This window comes from Telluria sp. AIW5 (assembly GCF_056680575.1).
The window spans coordinates 1645496-1663399 of the sequence record NZ_CM155289.1 but is presented as its reverse complement, the minus strand read 5'-3'; the positions used below and the strand labels follow the sequence as shown (position 1 = coordinate 1663399).

Sequence of the window (17904 nt, the reverse complement as noted above, 5' to 3'; positions counted from 1 at the left end):
TCATGTGGATCACCAAAGTCAGCATCCGCCACCCCGTCTTCGCCACCATGGTCATGGTCGGCCTGATGGTGCTCGGCCTGTTTTCGTACCGCTCGCTCGGCGTGGAGAGCATGCCGAACGTCGAGCTGCCGTTTGCCTGGGTCGAGACCCAGTATCCGGGCGCCTCGCCCGAGCAGGTCGAGAACGACGTCACGCGGCCGATGGAAGAAGTCATCAACACGGTCAGCGGCATCAAGAACATCCGCAGCAATTCGTGGGAAGGCCGCAGCGGCGTCTCGATCGAATTCCACATCGCCACCAACATGGACAAGGCGATGCAGGACCTGCGCGACAAGGTGGCGCGGGTGCGCCCGAGCTTCCCGAAAGAGGTCAAGGAACCCTTCGTGATCCGCGCCGACGGCGAGAACCAGCAGCCGGTGGTACGCATCTCCGTCACCTCGAACGCACGCGACATGCGCTCGCTCTCCACGTTGGCCGAACAGGTCATCGTCAAGCGCCTGCAGAGCGTGGCGGGCGTCGGTGAAGTGCGCACCGGCGGCGTCGCCACGCGCCAGATCCTGGTGCACGTGAAACCCGAGCAGCTGCGCAGCCAGAACATCGGCGTCGACGAAGTGCTGCGCGCGATCCAGGCGACGAATACCAATCTCCCGGCCGGCAACCTGCAGTACGGCGCGGCCGAGCGCCTGGTGCGGGTCGAAGGCAAGATGCGCGAAGCACGCGAGTTCAACAACATCATCGTGGCGCGCCGCGCCAGCGGGCCGGTGTATTTGTCGCAGGTGGCGGACGTGGTCGACGGCGAGCGCGAGGAGACCTCGATCTCGCGCGTCAACGGCGTGCGCGCCATTTCGCTCGACATCACCAAGGTACAGGACGCGAACACGGTGCTGGTCGGCACCGGCATCCTGAAAATGGTCGAGGAACTGCGCAAGACGATGCCGGCCGACGTCCAGTTCCGCGTCATGGACGACCAGTCCGCGACGGTGCAGGACCAGCTCGACAACGTGAAGCGCACCATCATCGAAGGCGCGCTCCTGACGATGGTGATCGTGTTCCTGTTCCTGCATTCGTGGCGCAGCACGGTGATCACCGGCCTGACGCTCCCGATCTCGGTGCTGGCTTCGTTCATCGCGATGCGCTGGTTCGGCTTCACGCTGAACTTCCTGACCCTGATGGCGCTCTCGCTGTGCATTGGCCTCTTGATCGACGATGCCATCGTCGTGCGCGAGAACATCGTGCGCCACCTCGGCATGGGTAAAAGCCATCTGCGCGCGGCCGAGGAAGGCACCAGCGAGATCGGTCTCGCCGTGATGGCCACCACCTTCGCCATCGTCGCCGTGTTCGTGCCGATCGCCTTCATGGACGGCATCATCGGGCGCTTCTTCCTGCAGTTCGGCGTCACCGTTGCGGTGGCCGTGCTGGTGTCGCTGTTCGTGAGCTTCACGCTCGACCCGATGCTGTCCTCGGTGTGGCCGGACCCGGTCAAGGACCGGTTCAAATATGTGCGGTGGCTGGGCCGCATCATGGCGAAGATCGAGGTCGGCATCGAGCACGTGCACGGCATCTACGGCCGCGTGCTGGCGCTGGCCCTGCGCTGGCGGAAGTCGACGCTGGCGCTGGCGCTGGGCATTTTCGTCGGCAGCCTGTTCCTGATCCCGATGATCGGCGGCGAGTTCGCACCGAAAACCGACAACGGCTTCATCGAAATGAAGTTCAAGACCCCGGTCGGCTCGAGCCTGGCCTACACCGACGGCAAAGTGAAACAGATCGAAGACGCGCTGCGCGACTACAAGGAAATCGAGGCGATCAGCAGCGCCATCGGCGTCTACGAAGGCCATAACACGGCGCAGGTGATCCTGAAACTGACCGACGTGAAGAAGACGCATCGCCGCTCGCAGGAAGAGATGGAAGCGGTGATTCGCGCCCGCCTGCAGCCGATCGCCGGCATCACGATGTCGGTCGGTAACAAGCCGGTCTTTATCGCGATCCTGGGCCGCGACGAAGCGAAGCTGGACGCCGCCGCGCACAAGCTGATGGACAAGATGCGGACCATTAAAGGCGTGGCCGACCTCGAATACAGCCAGGAAGGCGCGAACCCGGCCACCGTCATCAAGATCAACAACGAGCTGGCGAGCGACCTGGGCTTGTCCGTGGCGCAGGTCGGCGCGGCGCTGCGGCCGTTTGTCGGCGGCGACCAGATCAGCCACTGGCTGGCGCCGGACGGCCAGAACTATGAAGTCAACGTGCAGCTGCCGCGGAGTGGCCGCCAGAAAGTGGCGGATCTTGCCGACCTGTCGCTGGCATCGAACAAGCTCGACGCGGCGGGTAACCCGATCATGGTGCCGCTGCGCCAGGTAGTCGATTTCGTGCCCTCGTTCAGCCCGCAGGTGCTGAAACGCCAGGCGCTGGAACGGCGCGTGGCGATCTACGCCGGCATCGAAGGCCGGCCGTCGGGCGACGTGAACGCCGACATCAAGAAGGCGATGAACACGATCGAACTGCCCGAAGGCGTGCGTTTCGACGTCGGCGGCGACGCCCAGCAGATGGCCGAGACGATGGCCAACTTCGGCTCGGCCATCGCGATTGCGATCATCTTCATCTACCTGGTGCTCGCTTCGCAGTTCGGCAGCTTCCTGCAGCCGATCGCGATCATGATGTCGCTGCCGATGTCGCTGATCGGCGTGCTGCTGGCGCTGCTGGCGACGGGCAGCACGCTGAACGTGTTCTCGGTGATCGGCGTCGTCATGCTGATGGGCCTGGTGACGAAGAATGCGATCCTGCTGGTGGACTTCGCCAACCACGGCCAGCGCGAGGGCCGTGCCCAGTTCGCCGCGATCCTGGAAGCGGGGCAAGTGCGCCTGCGCCCGATCCTGATGACGACGCTGGCCATGATCTTCGGCATGCTGCCGATGGCGATCGGCGCCGGCGACGGCGGCGAGACGCAGGCGCCGATGGGGCGCGCGGTGATCGGCGGGGTGATTACCTCGACGCTGCTGACCTTGGTCGTGGTGCCGGTGGCCTACAGTTACCTGGACAATATCGGCAAGCGTGCGCGGCGCTGGTTTGCGAAGGGGCACGAGGAAGTAGTGGATGTCGTGCCGGGGATTGCGAAGGAAAGTGCATAACGGAATGTGGTCGGGCCGGGATGCTTGATGCATCCCATTGCCGATGCGCACCGTAGGGTGGGCATGCCCACGCGTGAACGCGCCGCAATGTTGGCCTCACTCGAGGCAATCACCATGCGGCGCGTTATCGTAATTAAGGAATCACCACGAGCGACATCTCATGCGTCGCAAATGATCATCGGCTGGACCGCGTGGGCACGAGTGCCCACCCTACGTTACGCGACGGCCGCAGGTGCCGTCAGCGTTCGCGTTCCGCCCAGTTACGGCGTCTGCGTCTCCTGCGCATCGGCATTTGCCTCGACCTCGGCATCGTCCGACGCTTCTTCCGTCATCCCCGCCCCCTCCGGATGATTTTTCGCTTCCGCTTTGCGCTTGGCTTTTTCTTCCGCCTTGCGCTTCTTTTCCAGTTCCCGCTGCCGCTTCTCGTATCCGAAGTTTGTTTTGGCCATGATTACCTCTTGTGACTTGAAAGGAATAGAGCCTCTGCCAGCAGACTCTGTGCGCGACTATTATGCGCCAGATAAGCTTTCGGGATTTGAATTAACCACGTGGATGGTGCTGCGCGTGCAAGTGTTTCAGGCGCTCGCGCGCAACATGGGTATAGATCTGTGTGGTGGAAATATCGGAGTGTCCCAGGAGCAGTTGCACCACGCGCAAGTCGGCGCCATGGTTCAACAGGTGTGTCGCGAATGCATGGCGCAGCGTGTGCGGCGACAGCGGCGCGCGGATGCCCGCCTTCAATGCATGCTTCTTGATCAGGACCCAGAACATCTGGCGCGTCATCGGCCCGCCGCGGCTGGTGACGAACAGGGCGTCGTCGACTTGCCCGTTCAGGATGATGCCGCGCGCATCTTTCAAATAGCGCTCGAGCCAGGCGCGCGCTTCGCCCCCAAACGGCACCAGGCGCGTCTTGGCGCCCTTGCCCGTGACCCGCAAGACGCCATCATTCAAGCTGAGTTCGACAATTTTCAGGGCCACCAGTTCCGACACGCGCAGCCCGCTCGCGTACATGAGTTCGAGCATCGTCCGCTCGCGCAAACCGAGCGGCGTGGCGACGTCGGGCGCGGCCAGCAAGGCCTCGACCTGCGCTTCGGAGAGCGTGTGCACGAAGCGCGTCGGCTGGCGCGCGGTGGCCATTTTCAGGCAGGGGTCTTCCGTGATGTGATTGCGCCGCAGCGCCAGCGCATAAAAGCGTTTCAATACCGACAGCCGCCGGTTCGCCGTGCTCGGCTTGGTGTCGGGATGGCGCTCGGCGAAATAACTGGCCAGGTCGTCGGGGCCGGCCGCGAGCAGGCCGCGTCCGGGCCGCTTCACGTCGAGCCAGGTCGAAAACATGCGCATGTCGCGCCGGTAAGCGTCGAGCGAGTTCTTCGCCAGGCCCTGCTCGAGCCAGAGCGTGTCGCAGAACTCGTCGATCAGTCCCAGATCGCCTGCTGCTGCCATGGAGATGCGGTGGCGCCTTCGTGACGCAGCAGCCAGCGCTTGACGGACAAATGAAAACCGTTTTCGTCGTCGCTGCTGGCAAAGCCACCGAGGCCGCCGGCGGCGGTGACGCGGTGGCAGGGAATGACGAGCGGGAACCAGTTGGCGCCGCAGGCCTGTCCAACCGCGCGCGGGGCCGAGCCGATGTCCTTGGCGATCCTGCCATAGGTTCTGACGGTGCCGCGCGGGATGGCGCTGATCGCGTCCCACACGCGTTTCTGGAAGGCGCTGCCGGCCTCGAACAGCGGCAAATCGAACGTAAAGTCTGGATCTGCCAGGTAGCGTTCGATCTGCAGCGCGGCCTGTTCCGCGACTGGATCCTGCGCATCCTTTTCGTGGAAGCGCGGCTGCAAATAGACGAGCTCGCGCACCCGCCCGTCTTCGGTGCGGATGCCGATCGCGCCGAACGGGGCCGCCACGATGGCGGAAAACAGCTCGCTGCCTTGTTGTGTAGTCATCCCCGCAGTTTACTCCTCGCGCGCCCCGCCCACCACCCTTTTTCGCTGGAGCAATTACTCGTCCGTGGCGTCAGGCTCAGCCGAAAACGGCTAAGCTGTTGGCATAACGTGACAGGATTTTTATGCCGCTGGTGAAACGCACCCTGGCTTTCCTCCTCCTGCTCGGCGTCATGGGCCTGGCCGCTACGGCGCGCCAGGCACCGCTACGGATAGGCGTCTATCCAAATCCACCAAAAGTATTCACGAACGGCGATGGCAATGCCTCCGGCATCCTGGTCGACCTGCTGCGCGAAGTCGCCAGTGCCGAGCAATGGCCGCTCGAATTCATCGCCTGCGAGTGGAACGCCTGCCTCGACGCGCTCGCCGCGGGCCGGATCGACCTGCTGCCGGACGTCGCCTGGACCGAAGCGCGCGCGCGCCGCTACGCCTTCCACCAGGTGCCGGCGCTGCACAGTTGGTCGCAGGTCTATGCACGCACCGGCAGCGGCATCGGTTCCCTGCCCGACCTGAAGAACCGCCGCATCGCCGTGCTGGCCGAGTCGGTGCAGGCGCAGGTGCTGCCTGGCGTGCTGGCCGGATATGGCGCGCTGCTGGTGCCCGCCCCTTCGCTCGAGCGTGCGTTTGCGCTGGTGGCGGACGGCCGGGCCGATGCCGTGGCCGCCAACCACTACTATGGCGAAGCCCAGGCGCGCGCGCACCAGCTGGCGGCGACGCCCATCACGTTCAATCCGGCGCGCCTGTTCTACGCGGCCATGCCGGGCCGCCAGGGGCCGGTACTCGACGCCATCGACCGCCACCTCGCCGCCTGGCGCGAAGACCCGAACTCGGTGTATTTCAGTACGCTGCGCCGCTGGCAGGCGGCCGGCCCGGCGCCGGCCGTGCCGCCGACGCTGCTATGGGTGCTCGGCGCCACGGTGGGCCTGCTGCTCTCCGCCCTGGCCGTGGCCAGCTGGCTGCGTACCGAGGTGGCGGTGCACACGCGCGATCTGCGCGACAACGAGCGCAAGCTGTCCACCATCCTCGACAGCGTCGATAGCCTCATCTACATCAAGGATGCGCAGTTGCGCTTCCAGTACGTGAACGGCGCCCTGTGCCGCCTGCTGAACCGTCCGGCGGCCGCCATCCTGGGTAAAACCGACGAGGACCTGTTCGGTCCCGAGCAGGCAAAGATGACGCGCGCCGGCGACCTCGCCGTGATCGAGGGACACGAGCGCTTCGTGTCGGAAGAGCGCCTCAACGGCAAGCTGTATCTCACCACGAAAATCCCGCTGGTGCAGGATGACGAAGTGAACGCGCTGTGCGGCATCACGACCGACATCACGCCGCGCAAGCAGGCCGAGGAATCGCTGCGCATCGCGGCCACCGTGTTCCAGTCGGGCGAAGGCATGTGCGTGCTCAGTCCCGACGCCCGCATCGTCGAAGCCAACCAGGCCTTCGGCACGCTCAACGGCTGCCCCGCAGCGGAACTGGCGGGCGCGCCCTTCCCGCCGTTCTCGCTGGAGCATGACGGCGACGACTACCGCGAACGGATGTGGGACAGCGTGCGCCAACAGCAGTCGTGGCAGGGCGAAGTCTGGACCCGGCGCCGCGACGGCCAACGCTATCCGGCCTGGCTGACGGTCAGCGCCGTGCGCGATGCACACGGCGTGCTGACCAATTTCGTCTGCACCCAGTCCGACATCAGCGCGCGCAAGCAGGCCGACGAGAAGATCGTCCAGCTGGCCTATTACGACCCGCTGACCGGCCTGCCGAACCGGCGCCTGCTCTACGACCGCCTCACCCACTGCCTCGGCCGGCATGGACGCAAGCGCCGCGCCGGCGCCCTGCTGTTTCTCGACATGGACAATTTCAAGGACCTGAACGACAGCCGCGGCCACGTCGTCGGCGACCACCTGCTGCAGCAAGTGGCCGCGCGCCTGCTGGCCTGCACGCGCGAGACCGATACCGTGGCGCGCCTGGGCGGCGACGAATTCGTGATCCTGCTCGAATCGAACGCCGACGACGAGGTGCAGGCGCGGCAGCACGCCGAGACCGTCGGCGAAAAAATCCTCGGCGCGCTGCGCGAGCCGTTCGACATCGGCGGCGGCGTGCACCACGCGACCTGCAGCATCGGCATCACGCTGTGCACCGGCCATAAGGATGAGCGAGAGAGCGGCCTGGACGACCTGATGCGGCGCGGCGACCTGGCGATGTACGAGGCCAAGCGCCAGGGCCGCAATACGCAGCGCTTCTTCCAGCCGTCGATGGAACGCGAGGTCACCTACCGTACCGAGATCGAAACGGAATTGCGCGCGGCGCTGCAGGACGCGCAGTTCGTGCTGCACTACCAGGGGCAGGTCGACGGCGACGGCATCCTGACCGGGGCCGAGGCGCTGGTGCGCTGGCAGCATCCGACGCGCGGGCTGGTGGGGCCGGCCGGCTTCATCGCCATTGCCGAGACTTCCGGGCTGATCGTGCCGCTCGGGCGCTGGGTGCTGCGCACCGCCTGCGAGCAGCTGGCGCTATGGTCGGACGCTCCGGCCACGGCCCACTTCACGCTGGCCGTGAACGTCAGCGCGCGCCAGTTCCTGCAAGCCGATTTCGTGGAAGAGACGCTGTCCATCGTGCGCGGGAGCGGCGCCGATCCGGCGCGCCTGAAACTCGAATTGACGGAGAGCCTGCTGATCGAAGGCGTCGAAGAAACGATCGCGAAGATGCGCGCCCTGCGCGAACACGGCATCTACTTCTCGCTCGACGACTTCGGCACGGGCTACTCGTCGCTCAGCTACCTGAAGCGCCTGCCGCTGGACCAATTGAAGATCGACCAGAGTTTTGTCCGCGACGTGCTGGACGACCCGAACGACGCCTCGATCGCGCGCAGCGTGGTCGCGCTCGGCAAATCGCTGGGGCTGGCGATCATCGCGGAAGGGGTCGAAACCGAGGCGCAACGCACTTTCCTGGCGGGGATCGGGTGCGATCACTGGCAGGGGTATCTCTTCAGCCGGCCGGTGGATGCACGCACGCTGGAAGAGCTGGCGGCGTAAACCCGCGGCGCCGAGGTAACGTAGGGTGGGCATGCCCACGCGTTCATTACATGAGTAAACGCGACATCACGTTCAACGAAACGCGTGCGCAGCAGGATCAGATTGAAACGTTACGGTACGCATTGAAACGAACGCGTGGGCCTGCCCACCCTACGGTGCACAGCCGTCCGTGACGAAAAAACGTCAAGCCCAGGCGAAAAAAAAGCGCACCCTTGGGTGCGCTCCAATCATCAGGCACGTCCCGGTCGTTTGGTTATACCAACGACTTCTGTCGAACGTGTGTCTCCTCTCATGATCTCCGGTATGGACTACCGTATTTTTCTGCCCTCCCCAAGACTGTGTCCGGGTTGCCTGCACCGCTTTGGTGCCGCAGCGCCCAATCATAACGCAACTGTGCCAACGAAGAATAGTTTTTTATATACGGTTTTCGGAAATCAACAACACTCGGCCCGTGGCCCCCATCCGCCCCCGCACGCCCCCCATTTTTACTGACCGAAGCGTCATTATTTTCTGGCCGTTTCGCGGGCAATGGCATCGATCAAATCCTTGCCGATGCGGCGCTCCATCTGGCGGTGCACCGGCAGCAGGGCTGCGCGCCACTGCGCCTGCTCCTGCGGCGTCAGGTAGTAAATCGTCGTCTTGCCCGTCTTGCGGATCGCCTCAAGGGCGCGGTCGTTGTCGCGCTGGGCGATCGTTTTCTCGAAGGCGGTGGCGTCGCGCATCGCCCGCTCCAGTGCGGCGCGCACATCGGTGGGCAGGCCGTCCCAGAATTTGCGGTTGACGATCACCGCATAGCCCAGGTAGCCGTGGTTGGATACCGTCACGTGCTTTTGCACCAGGTGCATGCGCTGGGTGTACATGTTCGAGGGCGGATTCTCGGTGCCGTCGACCACGCCCGTCTCGAGCGCCTGGTAGGCCTCGGAAAAGGCCATCACCTGGGGCCGGGCGCCGAGCGCGCGCATCTGGGCGTCGAGCACGGTCGAAGACTGGATGCGCATGCGCAGGCCGCGGAAATCGGCCGGTACGTGCAGCGGGCGGTTGGCCGACATCACCTTGAAACCGTTATCCCAGTAAGCCAGTCCCGTCAGGCCTTTCGACTGCAGTTTGCCCAGCAGGTCGCGCCCGATCTGGCCTTCGGTGACGGCGTACAGCGCCGCCTTCGACGGGAAAATATACGGCAGGTCGAAGGCTTCGAATTCCTTCACGCCGAGCGGGCCGAACTTGGCCAGCGAAGGCGCCAGCATCTGCACCGCGCCCAGCTGCAGCGCTTCGAGCTCTTCCTTGTCCTTGTAGAGCTGGCTGTTCGGATACACTTCCACCTTGACGCGCCCGTGCGTAAACTGTTCGGCGAGCAGTTTGAAGCGCTCGGCCGCCTGCCCTTTCGGGGTGTCGGGCGCAACCACATGGCTGAACTTGATGACGATCGGCGCTTGCGCCCAGGCCAGGTTGATGGAGGCAACGAGGGCCAGCGCCGCGGCCAGGAGTTTGAAGGTCATGCGTCGATTGAAGAATATGAAATAAGTGTGCGCGCGGACCGCGGTTGCGTTGCCACGACAGAAGTCCACAATAGCATCTGACAAGAAATCCTTCCACTTTCACCCATGAAAAAACCGTTTTCGCTGCGCCGCCGCGCCAACCTGGCCCGCCCCTGGCGCTGGCTGGTGCCGGTCCTACTGGTGCTGCTGTTCCTCGCCGTCCTCTTCTGGCTGCCCTGGCAGGCGCGCCAGATGGAAACCACCGAGCGCCAAGAGCAATTGATTGCTGACACGCTCTGGGTCGAGCAGACCCTGCGCTTCGAGCTGGCGCGCAGCGAGGAAGCGCTCGGCACCCTCGGCACCGACCTGGTCGGCAAGCCGCCGTCTCCCGCCGTGCTGGGCGCGCGCCTGGCGCAATTGTTCAAGAACGGTCCGGAACTGCGCCGCGTGCTGTGGCTGGGGCCGCATGGAGAGGTGCTGGCGCGCCATGGCCTCGATCCGGCCACTGCCCCGCCGGCGCTGCTTGAAACCGAGGAGATGGCGCGCGCAACGCGGGCCGGCCGCTATACCGAGCCGTATGGCGCCACCGCGCACCAGCCCGGGCTGCTCGACTATTACCTGCCGCTCTACCGCGACGGCGCCTATGCAGGCAGCCTGGTCGCCACCTACAGTTTAAAAGTGCTGCTGAACGAAACCGTGCCCTGGTGGTTCGCCCAGGACAATGCCCTGTCCCTGCTCGACCGCAACGACGTGGCGGTCGCCTCCCGTGCCGACGGCGGCCCGGGACGCGGCGTCTACACGCACCGGCGCGCGCTCGACCTGCCGGGCGCCTCGATCGTGCTCGCCACCGACAGCGTCAAGGGCGCGCCACGCCTGCTGCCGAACCTGCTGGTCGGCTCGGTGATCGTGCTGGCGCTGGGGCTGTTGTGGAGTTTGCTGACGCTGTGGCGCCACATTTCGCGCACCCTGGCGGCCGAAGCTGCCCTGCGCCAGCAGATGGCGTTTCGCACGGCGATGGAAAACTCGCTGATGACGGGCCTGCGCGCGCGCGACCTCGAGGGGCGCGTCACCTATGTCAACAAGGCCTTCTGCGACATCGTCGGCCTGCCGCAGGAAGAGCTGGTCGGCAGGAAGCCGCCGATGCCCTACTGGGCGCCGGAAGCGCGCGGCGAGTACGAGGAGCGTTTTGCGGGCGTGCTGGCCGGCACCATCACGCCCCAGTTCGAGACCGTGTTCCAGCGCTCGGACGGCGTCCGGGTACCGGTGCTGGTGTTCGAGGCGCCCCTGGTCGACAGCCGCGGCGACCAGACCGGCTGGATGAGTTCGATCCTCGACATTACCGACCGCAAGAAGGCCGAAGAACTGAATCGCCAGCAACAGGAAAAGCTGGAGACGAGCGCGCGGCTGGCGACAATGGGCGAGATCTCGTCGATGCTGGCGCATGAGCTGAACCAGCCGCTGGCGGCGATCTCGAGCTATACGGCCGGCGCCCTGAACGTGCTCGAACGCGCGGACCAGGGCATCGCGATCGAACCGACCCTGCTGCGCCGGGCGCTGGAACAGGCGCGCCAGCAGGCCCAGCGCGCGGGACAGATCATCAAGAGCGTGCACGAGTTCGTCAAGAAGAGCGAGCCGCAGCGCGAGACGGTCGATATCCACAGCGCGGTCGAGGACGTACGGGCGCTGATCGAGCTGCAGGCGCGCAAGTGGTACGTGTCCCTGCAGATCGACCTGCCCGCGCAGTTGCCGCCGGTGCTGGCCGACCGTGTGATGCTCGAGCAGGTATTGCTGAACCTGACGCGCAACGGCGTCGAGGCGATGGCCGACGTGCCGCCCGAGCAGCGCATGCTGCGCATTAGCGCCAGCGCCGATGCGGCCCAGGTGTCGGTCTCGGTGATCGACAATGGCCACGGCATCGCGCCGGATGTGGCCGAGCGCCTGTTTTCGCCCTTCTTTTCGACCAAGGCCGAGGGCATGGGCATGGGCCTGTCGATCTGCCGCACGGCGATCGAGTTCCACGGCGGCACGCTGAACCATGCGCCGAATCCGGGCGGCGGCACGGTCTTCACCTTCAGCCTGCCCCGACCGGCCCCTTCCGCGGCGGCTGCCGCGCTACAATAGCGCCAACCAGGAGACCCGCATGCTGCACATCGTCGACGACGAAGACGTAATCCGCGACGCCCTCGCATGGCTGGCGCAGTCGCGCGGCCTCGCGGTGCGCGGCTATGCCGGGGGCCAGGCCTTCCTCGACAGCCTCGGCGAGCCTGATCCGCTTGGGGACTGCGTGCTGCTCGACGTGCGCATGCCCGACATGAACGGCATCGCCGTATTCGACCAGTTGATCAGCCGCGGCTGGCTGGCGCGCATGCCCGTCATCTTCCTCACCGGCCACGGCGACGTGCCGATGGCGGTCGATTCGCTCAAGCGCGGCGCCTTCGATTTCTTCGAAAAACCCTTCAACGACAACCAGCTGATGGACCGCGTCGACCAGGCGCTCGCTTCCGCCCGCAACGCCGCCAGCGCGGCCCAGGTGCAGGCGCGCCTGGGCACGCTCTCGGCGCGCGAACGCGAAGTGCTCGACCTGATTTTGGCGGGCAAGATGAACAAGGTGGTCGCCGACGAGCTCGGTATCAGCATGCGCACGGTGGAGGTGCATCGGGCGCATATCTTCGACAAGATGCAGGTCAAGACGGCGGTGGAGTTGGCGGGCTTGTTAAAGTAATACCGTGTGCGGCGGTTAGTAGGGCTGTTGCCTGTTCTGGTATCGGTGTTTTTAATCCGCGTGGGCATGAATGCCCACCCTACGGTCACCGTTAACAGCGAGATCATACGAACCCCGGATACGTAACGTGTCCCGTAGGGTGGGCATGCCCACGCGGATCATGCACACCGATACCGTAACAGGCGACAGCCCCACCCCGCCCGCACCTCGCCCATCGCCACTTCCGGTCACAAACCACCGCGCACAGGACATGCCGAACACCGTCCCGTTTTGAAGATCGCTTGTAAAATCAATGCGAACGCGTCGCCTCTTGCGCCCCGCGACGCCAACTTCTTTAGGGAAAGCAGATGAACGAAAAGACAGTTGCAGACCGAATGTTCTTGCGCAACGCGAAATCGATGCAGATCATCAACGGCAGCGTGCACCCCACCGTCGTGTCGCAGTTTCCGCAAGCGCTGATCAAGGAAGGCGATGGTCCCTTCGACGTGATCATGATGTTCTGCATGAACCGCAAGGACCTCGAGCAATACCTGCCGCCGGCCAAGGAACGCCTCGGCGACAAGGGATCGCTCTGGATCGCTTACCTGAAGCAGACCGCCTCGAAAGCCACTGATATCAATCGCGACTCGATCAACGAATATCTGAAGGAAAACGGTATCACAGCCGTGGCGATGATCTCGATCGATGGCGACTGGTCGGCCATGCGCGCCAAACGTATCGAACTATGATCGGTGTTGTTGCAGCGCCCATTCCACGTGTTCGCGCACCAGCGCGGACGGGTGATCGGCGCGCGCCTGCAATGCCGCCACGATAGACGAATCGCCGCGGCGCCCAGCGGCCGCATTGCCCAGTCCCACAGCCAGATTGCGCAGCCAGCGCGCGTGACCGATGCGCCGGATCGGACTGCCCTCCAGGCGCCGGTTGAACTCTTCCTCGTCCCACGCGAACAGTTCCACCATGCTGGAATCACCGAGACCATTGCGTTCGTCAAAATCCGGCACCGTCGCGCGCTGGGCGAACTTGTTCCAGGGGCAGGCCAGCTGGCAATCGTCGCAGCCATAGATGCGGTTGCCGATCAGGCCGCGCAGCTCGACCGGAATGCTGCCCTTCAGTTCGATCGTCAGGTAAGAGATGCAGCGCCGCGCATCGAGCCGGCCGGGACCGAGGATGGCCCGGGTCGGGCACAGGTCGATGCAGTTGCTGCAGGCGCCGCAATGGCCCGTCGTCGGCGCGTCGACCGGCAAGGGTAAATCGACCAGGATCTCGCCGATAAAAAAGGTCGAGCCGGCATCGCGCGAGAGCAGCAGCGTGTGCTTGCCGCGCCAGCCGAGGCCCGCTTTTTCCGCCAGCGGCAATTCCATCACCGGCGCCGAATCGGTGAACACGCGGTAGCCGTATTCGCCGATCTCGCTTTTCACGCGCTCGGCCAGTTGCGCCAGGCGGTTGCGCAAGACCTTGTGATAATCGCGGCCGCGCGCATACATCGAGACCACCGCCGCGCCGGGTTCCAGCTGGCGCGCCAGTTCGCGCTCGCGCCAGCCGTCCTGCAAGGGCAAATAATCCATGCGCGCCACGATCGCGCGTACGGTGCCCGGCACCAGTTCGGCCGGCCGGGCGCGCTTCATGCCGTGGCTTGCCATATAATCCATCTCGCCGTGGTGGCCCGCCGCCAGCCAGGCAGTTAAACCTTCCTCGGCGTGCGCGAGGTCGACGTCGGCAATGCGCAGGTCGGCAAAGCCGAGTTCATGCCCCCAGGCCTTGATGGCGCGGGTCAGTTCCTGCAGGTCGGGGATCGGAGTGGACATTCGGGCAAGCGGCGAAATTTGCGGCGCACAGTTGCGCCGCCAAACAACCCATTTTAATTGATGCAGCACTTCACAGCCTACCTGCCGGACGAATCCGCCACCCTCGCACTCGGCGCCGCACTGGCGCGCGCCGTCGTGCCCGGCCTGGTCATCTACCTGCACGGCGACCTCGGCGCCGGCAAGACCGCCCTCACGCGCGCCCTGCTGCGCGCCGCCGGCCACCAGGGCACCGTCAAAAGCCCGACCTATACCTTGTCGGAACCGTATCGGGTGCAGCTCGATGGCGCGCCGGTGAACGTGATCCACTACGACCTGTATCGCATGGCCAGCCCGGAAGAATTCCTCGACGCCGGCTTTCGCGAAGACTTCGACGGCAAGAACATCTGCATCGTCGAATGGCCGGAAAAAGGCGAACCGGTGTTGCCGCCACCCGACGTCCGCGTGTTGCTTACCGTCAGCGGGCTCGGGCGTGCTGTAGAATTGCAGGCGTTGTCCCCACAGGGCCTGCTATGCCTCGACCGCCTCTCCTTCGTTCCTCCCCGCTGACTTCCCCCGCCCGCCGCCGTGTCCTGCTCCAGGCAGGCGGCACGCTGCTGCTGTCGGTCATCGCCCCGCTGCCCGCGAGCGCCGCGCAAATCCTCGCCGTGCGCGTCTGGCCGGCCGACGACTACACGCGCGTCACGCTCGAAAACGACACCAACCTCAAGGCCGAGCACTTCCTCGTGCCCGATCCGCCACGCCTGGTGGTCGACATCGAGGGCCTGGTCCTGAACGAGACCCTGAAAAGCCTGGTGGCGAAGATCGAGTCGAACGACCCGTACATCAAGCAGGTGCGTGTCGGCCAGAACCGCCCGAACGTGGTGCGCCTGGTGTTCGACCTGAAGGAAGAGGTCAAGCCGCAGGTGTTTACGCTGGCCCCGATCGCCGAGTATAAACACCGGCTGATCTTCGACCTGTATCCGGTGCGCGAAGCCGACCCGATCGCCGCGCTGATCGAAAAAGGCGAATGGTCGCCCGGCGACGGCACGCCGATCGCGGTACCGGCCGTGCCGGTGCCGCCCGCCCAGCCTGTCGCCCCGGATCCGGTGGCGCGCCTGGAAGCGGAGATCGCCGCGATGAGCAACAATGCGGCGCCACGGGCCACCCAGCCGACGCCGACGCCCGCCCCCGGCAAGCCCGCGACGAAACCGCAACTGCCCGCCAACAATGTCGTGCGCATGGTGACGATCGCCCTCGACCCCGGCCACGGCGGCGAAGACCCGGGCGCGACCGGCGCCACCGGCACCCACGAAAAGGACATCGTGCTGGCGGTGGCAAAAAAACTCAAAACCCGCCTCGAAGCGCTGCCGAATACCCGCGTCATGCTCACGCGCGACGGCGACTATTTCGTCCCGCTCGGCACCCGCGTGGAAAAGGCGCGCAAGGTGCAGGCCGACCTGTTCGTCTCGATCCACGCCGACGCCTTTATCGAATCGCGCGCGCGTGGTTCCTCGGTCTTCGTCCTGAGCGAAAAAGGCGCCACCTCGAGCGCCGCGCGCTGGCTCGCGACCGACCAGAACAAGGCCGACATGATCGGCGGCGTGAACCTGGCAAAACACGACCGCCAGCTGGCGAGCGTGCTGTTCGACCTGTCGACGACGGCCCAGATCAACGACAGCATGAAGCTCGGCAAGGCGGTATTGGGCGAGATCGGCGGCATCAACCGGCTGCACAAGGCGGTCGTCGAACAGGCGGGGTTCGCGGTACTGAAAGCGCCGGACATCCCGTCGATCCTGGTCGAAACGGCCTTCATTTCGAATCCGGAAGAGGAAGCGAAATTGAAGGACGACGATTACCAGGAGCAGCTGGCGAACGCCATCACCAAGGGCATCAAGCGTTATTTCTCGGCGAATCCGCCGATGGCCAAGAGCCGCACGACGTAAAGCGGTGGCGCCCCGGCCCTACTTTCCGGTGGCGGACGGCGGCGCGTGGCAGACGACGCAGAGCTTGTTGCCCTCGGGGTCCCGGAAATAGGCCGCATAATAATGCGCGTGGTAGGCGGGCCGCACACCCGGTTCGCCTTCGGACGACCCGCCATGCTGGAGCGCCAGGCGATACGCCGCATCCACCGTGGCGCGATCGCCTGCCGAGAACGCGGCCATCTGGCCGTTGCCCGCCTGATGCGCATGACCGTCCTGCGGGGCGCCGATCAGGAACAAGGGACGCGCATCCGGTTGCGATTGCCAACCGGCCCACGGACGCTCCCGGTCGCAAAAACGCAGCGGGTTTCCCATGGCCTCCATCAGCGGCGTATAGAATCGCAGCGCCTGCTCGAAGTCGTCGATGCCAATGAATATGTGCGAAAACATGGTGCGCCGTCTCTCCCTGAAAACCAGCAACAATCGCCCCCCAAGGCACCGTTGTGCGGGGAGTTGCGACGACAAGTCGGTGCATAATACACAAGCTTACTTTGCCGCTTCCCTTCCCGACCTGATGCGCTCTCTCCCCATCCGCCTGCGTCCGCAACAAGACCTGCGCATCGCACTCGCATCGATCCTGGCCGAGCACCACGCCGGCGCCGCCTTCGTGCTGCAGGGAATCGGCAGCCTGAGCGGCGCCCGGATCCGCTTTGCCGGCATGAACGAGGCGACCGAGCTGCACGGCGACCTCGAAATCCTCACGCTGGCCGGCTCCTTGTCGCCCGACGGCGTGCATCTTCACATCAGCGTGTCGGACGCACAAGGCCGCGTCGTTGGCGGCCACGTCGCGCCGGGATGCATCGTCCGCACGACGGCGGAGATCTTGCTGGCGCTGCTGCCGGAGCACCGTTTCAGCCGCGAGCCTGACGCGGAATCGTGCTGGGACGAACTGGTGATCCGCCCTGTCGCCTGAAGCGTCCGCACGCACGGCGAATTGCCTGTGCCTGCCGGCGTGGCATACTAGCCGGCCCACATTCGAACCGTTTTCGACATGAACCACCTTGATGCCGCCATTGCCACCACCTTCGGCCAGCTGCCGGCCCTGCTCCTCACCGCCCCCGACGGCGCGCAGGCGAGCATCACGCTGTATGGGGCCCACCTGATCTCCTGGCGCGGCGCGGATGGGCGCGAGCGGCTGTTCTGCAGCGCCAGGTCGGCGCTCGACGGCACGAAGGCGATCCGCGGCGGCGTGCCGGTGATCTTTCCTCAATTCGCTGAACGCGGCGACGGCATGCGCCACGGCTTTGCGCGCGTGAGCAACTGGCGCGTGGCGGAGCAAGGCATCGACGATGGCTGGGCCTTTGCCGTGTTCGCGCTGGCCCCCGCCGACCTGGCGCCCCCACACGCGCAAGCCTGGCGGCACGGGTTCGCGCTGCGGCTGCGCATCGCGATTCGCGCCAACGAGCTGACGATGGGGTTTGAAGTGCGCAACACGGGCGGCGATGCCTTCCCGTTCGCGGCGGCGCTGCATACCTATTTCCTGGTCGACGATATCGCGTCCATCCGCATCGATGGCGTGGAAACCGAGGAGCTGGCGATCACCGGCAAGTTCGACCGGGTGTACGAAGGCGTGGCGCCGCGGCTGGCGCTGGTCGATGGCGGCGTCGTGCTGACGCTGCGCCAGGAAGGGTTTATGGATGCGGTGGTGTGGAATCCGGGCGCCGGGGATGCGGCGGCGCTGGCGGATATGGCGGATGAGGAGTATCGGCGCTTCGTGTGTATCGAGCCGGCTCGGCTGGAGGGGGAAAGTTTGCAGCCGGGGCAGAGCTGGCGGGGTGAATACCACGTCAGTTGAGCGATGCCGTCGTAGGGTGGGCGCCCCGTGCCCACGCGGAATGATGAGCAAACGAGACATCATT

Annotated in this window: 15 protein-coding genes; 9 read left to right on the top strand and 6 right to left on the bottom strand. The window is 65.3% G+C overall.

The window, feature by feature from the left end; translation table 11 throughout:
• Positions 1-2 precede the first annotated feature (2 nt).
• Entirely contained in the window at positions 3-3122 is a 3120-nt protein-coding gene (locus AC1MEM_RS07390; RefSeq protein ID WP_499476325.1) for an efflux RND transporter permease subunit, read from the top strand.
• 260 nt (positions 3123-3382) lie between these two features.
• On the opposite strand, the gene AC1MEM_RS07385 is transcribed toward AC1MEM_RS07390, so the two are convergent.
• From AC1MEM_RS07385 to AC1MEM_RS07375, 3 genes are all read right to left on the bottom strand, one after another.
• The gene (locus tag AC1MEM_RS07385; RefSeq protein ID WP_499476324.1) at positions 3383-3571 is read right to left on the bottom strand and encodes a hypothetical protein; all 189 of its coding nucleotides are present in this window, start codon (positions 3569-3571) and stop codon (positions 3383-3385) included.
• Positions 3572-3662: 91 nt separating this feature from the next.
• Positions 3663-4565 carry a site-specific tyrosine recombinase XerD gene (gene xerD / locus AC1MEM_RS07380; protein ID WP_499476323.1) on the bottom strand — a complete coding sequence of 301 codons (903 nt, stop codon included), beginning with the start codon at positions 4563-4565 and terminating at the stop codon, positions 3663-3665.
• On the bottom strand, positions 4538-5062 hold the full coding sequence (locus tag AC1MEM_RS07375) for a methylated-DNA--[protein]-cysteine S-methyltransferase (RefSeq protein WP_499476322.1): 525 nt from the start codon (positions 5060-5062) through the stop codon (positions 4538-4540). The genes xerD and AC1MEM_RS07375 overlap by 28 nt, the downstream gene beginning before the upstream one ends.
• A gap of 122 nt (positions 5063-5184) precedes the next feature.
• Between AC1MEM_RS07375 and AC1MEM_RS07370 the strand changes: the two genes are divergently transcribed.
• Entirely contained in the window at positions 5185-8085 is a 2901-nt protein-coding gene (locus tag AC1MEM_RS07370; RefSeq protein WP_499476321.1) for an EAL domain-containing protein, read from the top strand.
• A 503-nt stretch (positions 8086-8588) separates the two neighbouring features.
• On the opposite strand, the gene AC1MEM_RS07365 is transcribed toward AC1MEM_RS07370, so the two are convergent.
• The gene (locus AC1MEM_RS07365) at positions 8589-9581 is read right to left on the bottom strand and encodes a TRAP transporter substrate-binding protein (protein WP_499476320.1); all 993 of its coding nucleotides are present in this window, start codon (positions 9579-9581) and stop codon (positions 8589-8591) included.
• 105 nt (positions 9582-9686) lie between these two features.
• Between AC1MEM_RS07365 and AC1MEM_RS07360 the strand changes: the two genes are divergently transcribed.
• The 3 genes from AC1MEM_RS07360 (at position 9687) to AC1MEM_RS07350 (ending at position 13010) form a co-directional block, all read left to right on the top strand.
• A complete protein-coding gene (locus AC1MEM_RS07360; protein ID WP_499476319.1) occupies positions 9687-11681 on the top strand; it encodes a sensor histidine kinase in 1995 nt (664 codons plus the stop codon).
• Between the two features lie 19 nt (positions 11682-11700).
• Positions 11701-12282 carry a response regulator transcription factor gene (locus tag AC1MEM_RS07355; protein ID WP_499476318.1) on the top strand — a complete coding sequence of 194 codons (582 nt, stop codon included), beginning with the start codon at positions 11701-11703 and terminating at the stop codon, positions 12280-12282.
• Positions 12283-12656: 374 nt separating this feature from the next.
• Positions 12657-13010, top strand: coding sequence for a DUF3052 family protein (locus AC1MEM_RS07350; RefSeq protein ID WP_499476317.1), 354 nt, complete (start codon positions 12657-12659; stop codon positions 13008-13010).
• On the opposite strand, the gene queG is transcribed toward AC1MEM_RS07350, so the two are convergent.
• Positions 13005-14087 carry a tRNA epoxyqueuosine(34) reductase QueG gene (queG, locus tag AC1MEM_RS07345; protein WP_499476316.1) on the bottom strand — a complete coding sequence of 361 codons (1083 nt, stop codon included), beginning with the start codon at positions 14085-14087 and terminating at the stop codon, positions 13005-13007. The two genes, AC1MEM_RS07350 and queG, sit on opposite strands and share 6 nt — an antisense overlap.
• A gap of 60 nt (positions 14088-14147) precedes the next feature.
• On the opposite strand from queG, the gene tsaE reads away from it, so the two are divergent.
• Together tsaE and AC1MEM_RS07335 are read left to right on the top strand one after the other, a co-directional pair.
• Positions 14148-14633: a tRNA (adenosine(37)-N6)-threonylcarbamoyltransferase complex ATPase subunit type 1 TsaE gene (gene tsaE, locus AC1MEM_RS07340; RefSeq protein WP_499476314.1), complete on the top strand. Its 486-nt coding sequence runs from the start codon at positions 14148-14150 to the stop codon at positions 14631-14633.
• The gene (locus AC1MEM_RS07335) at positions 14597-16009 is read left to right on the top strand and encodes an N-acetylmuramoyl-L-alanine amidase (protein ID WP_499476313.1); all 1413 of its coding nucleotides are present in this window, start codon (positions 14597-14599) and stop codon (positions 16007-16009) included. Before tsaE ends, AC1MEM_RS07335 begins: the two co-directional genes overlap by 37 nt.
• 18 nt (positions 16010-16027) lie before the next feature.
• On the opposite strand, the gene AC1MEM_RS07330 is transcribed toward AC1MEM_RS07335, so the two are convergent.
• Positions 16028-16435, bottom strand: a complete 408-nt coding sequence (locus tag AC1MEM_RS07330; RefSeq protein ID WP_499476312.1) for a VOC family protein — start codon at positions 16433-16435, stop codon at positions 16028-16030.
• A gap of 124 nt (positions 16436-16559) precedes the next feature.
• Between AC1MEM_RS07330 and AC1MEM_RS07325 the strand changes: the two genes are divergently transcribed.
• Both AC1MEM_RS07325 and AC1MEM_RS07320 read left to right on the top strand, forming a co-directional pair.
• Positions 16560-16958, top strand: coding sequence for a PPC domain-containing DNA-binding protein (locus AC1MEM_RS07325; protein ID WP_499477597.1), 399 nt, complete (start codon positions 16560-16562; stop codon positions 16956-16958).
• Positions 16959-17036: 78 nt separating this feature from the next.
• Positions 17037-17840: a D-hexose-6-phosphate mutarotase gene (locus AC1MEM_RS07320; RefSeq protein WP_499476311.1), complete on the top strand. Its 804-nt coding sequence runs from the start codon at positions 17037-17039 to the stop codon at positions 17838-17840.
• Positions 17841-17904: the final 64 nt, after the last annotated feature.

What these genes read in the sequence shown, in the direction of transcription:
- AC1MEM_RS07390 (WP_499476325.1), top strand. Translation starts at nt 3, where the DNA reads ATGTGGATCACCAAAGTCAGCATCCGCCACCCCGTCTTCGCCACCATG.
- AC1MEM_RS07385 (WP_499476324.1), bottom strand. Translation starts at nt 3,571, where the DNA reads ATGGCCAAAACAAACTTCGGATACGAGAAGCGGCAGCGGGAACTGGAA.
- tsaE (WP_499476314.1), top strand. Translation starts at nt 14,148, where the DNA reads ATGCAGCACTTCACAGCCTACCTGCCGGACGAATCCGCCACCCTCGCA.
- queG (WP_499476316.1), bottom strand. Translation starts at nt 14,087, where the DNA reads ATGTCCACTCCGATCCCCGACCTGCAGGAACTGACCCGCGCCATCAAG.
- AC1MEM_RS07365 (WP_499476320.1), bottom strand. Translation starts at nt 9,581, where the DNA reads ATGACCTTCAAACTCCTGGCCGCGGCGCTGGCCCTCGTTGCCTCCATC.
- AC1MEM_RS07320 (WP_499476311.1), top strand. Translation starts at nt 17,037, where the DNA reads ATGAACCACCTTGATGCCGCCATTGCCACCACCTTCGGCCAGCTGCCG.
- AC1MEM_RS07360 (WP_499476319.1), top strand. Translation starts at nt 9,687, where the DNA reads ATGAAAAAACCGTTTTCGCTGCGCCGCCGCGCCAACCTGGCCCGCCCC.
- AC1MEM_RS07335 (WP_499476313.1), top strand. Translation starts at nt 14,597, where the DNA reads ATGCCTCGACCGCCTCTCCTTCGTTCCTCCCCGCTGACTTCCCCCGCC.
- AC1MEM_RS07350 (WP_499476317.1), top strand. Translation starts at nt 12,657, where the DNA reads ATGTTCTTGCGCAACGCGAAATCGATGCAGATCATCAACGGCAGCGTG.
- AC1MEM_RS07375 (WP_499476322.1), bottom strand. Translation starts at nt 5,062, where the DNA reads ATGACTACACAACAAGGCAGCGAGCTGTTTTCCGCCATCGTGGCGGCC.
- AC1MEM_RS07355 (WP_499476318.1), top strand. Translation starts at nt 11,701, where the DNA reads ATGCTGCACATCGTCGACGACGAAGACGTAATCCGCGACGCCCTCGCA.
- AC1MEM_RS07325 (WP_499477597.1), top strand. Translation starts at nt 16,560, where the DNA reads ATGCGCTCTCTCCCCATCCGCCTGCGTCCGCAACAAGACCTGCGCATC.
- AC1MEM_RS07330 (WP_499476312.1), bottom strand. Translation starts at nt 16,435, where the DNA reads ATGTTTTCGCACATATTCATTGGCATCGACGACTTCGAGCAGGCGCTG.
- AC1MEM_RS07370 (WP_499476321.1), top strand. Translation starts at nt 5,185, where the DNA reads ATGCCGCTGGTGAAACGCACCCTGGCTTTCCTCCTCCTGCTCGGCGTC.
- xerD (WP_499476323.1), bottom strand. Translation starts at nt 4,565, where the DNA reads ATGGCAGCAGCAGGCGATCTGGGACTGATCGACGAGTTCTGCGACACG.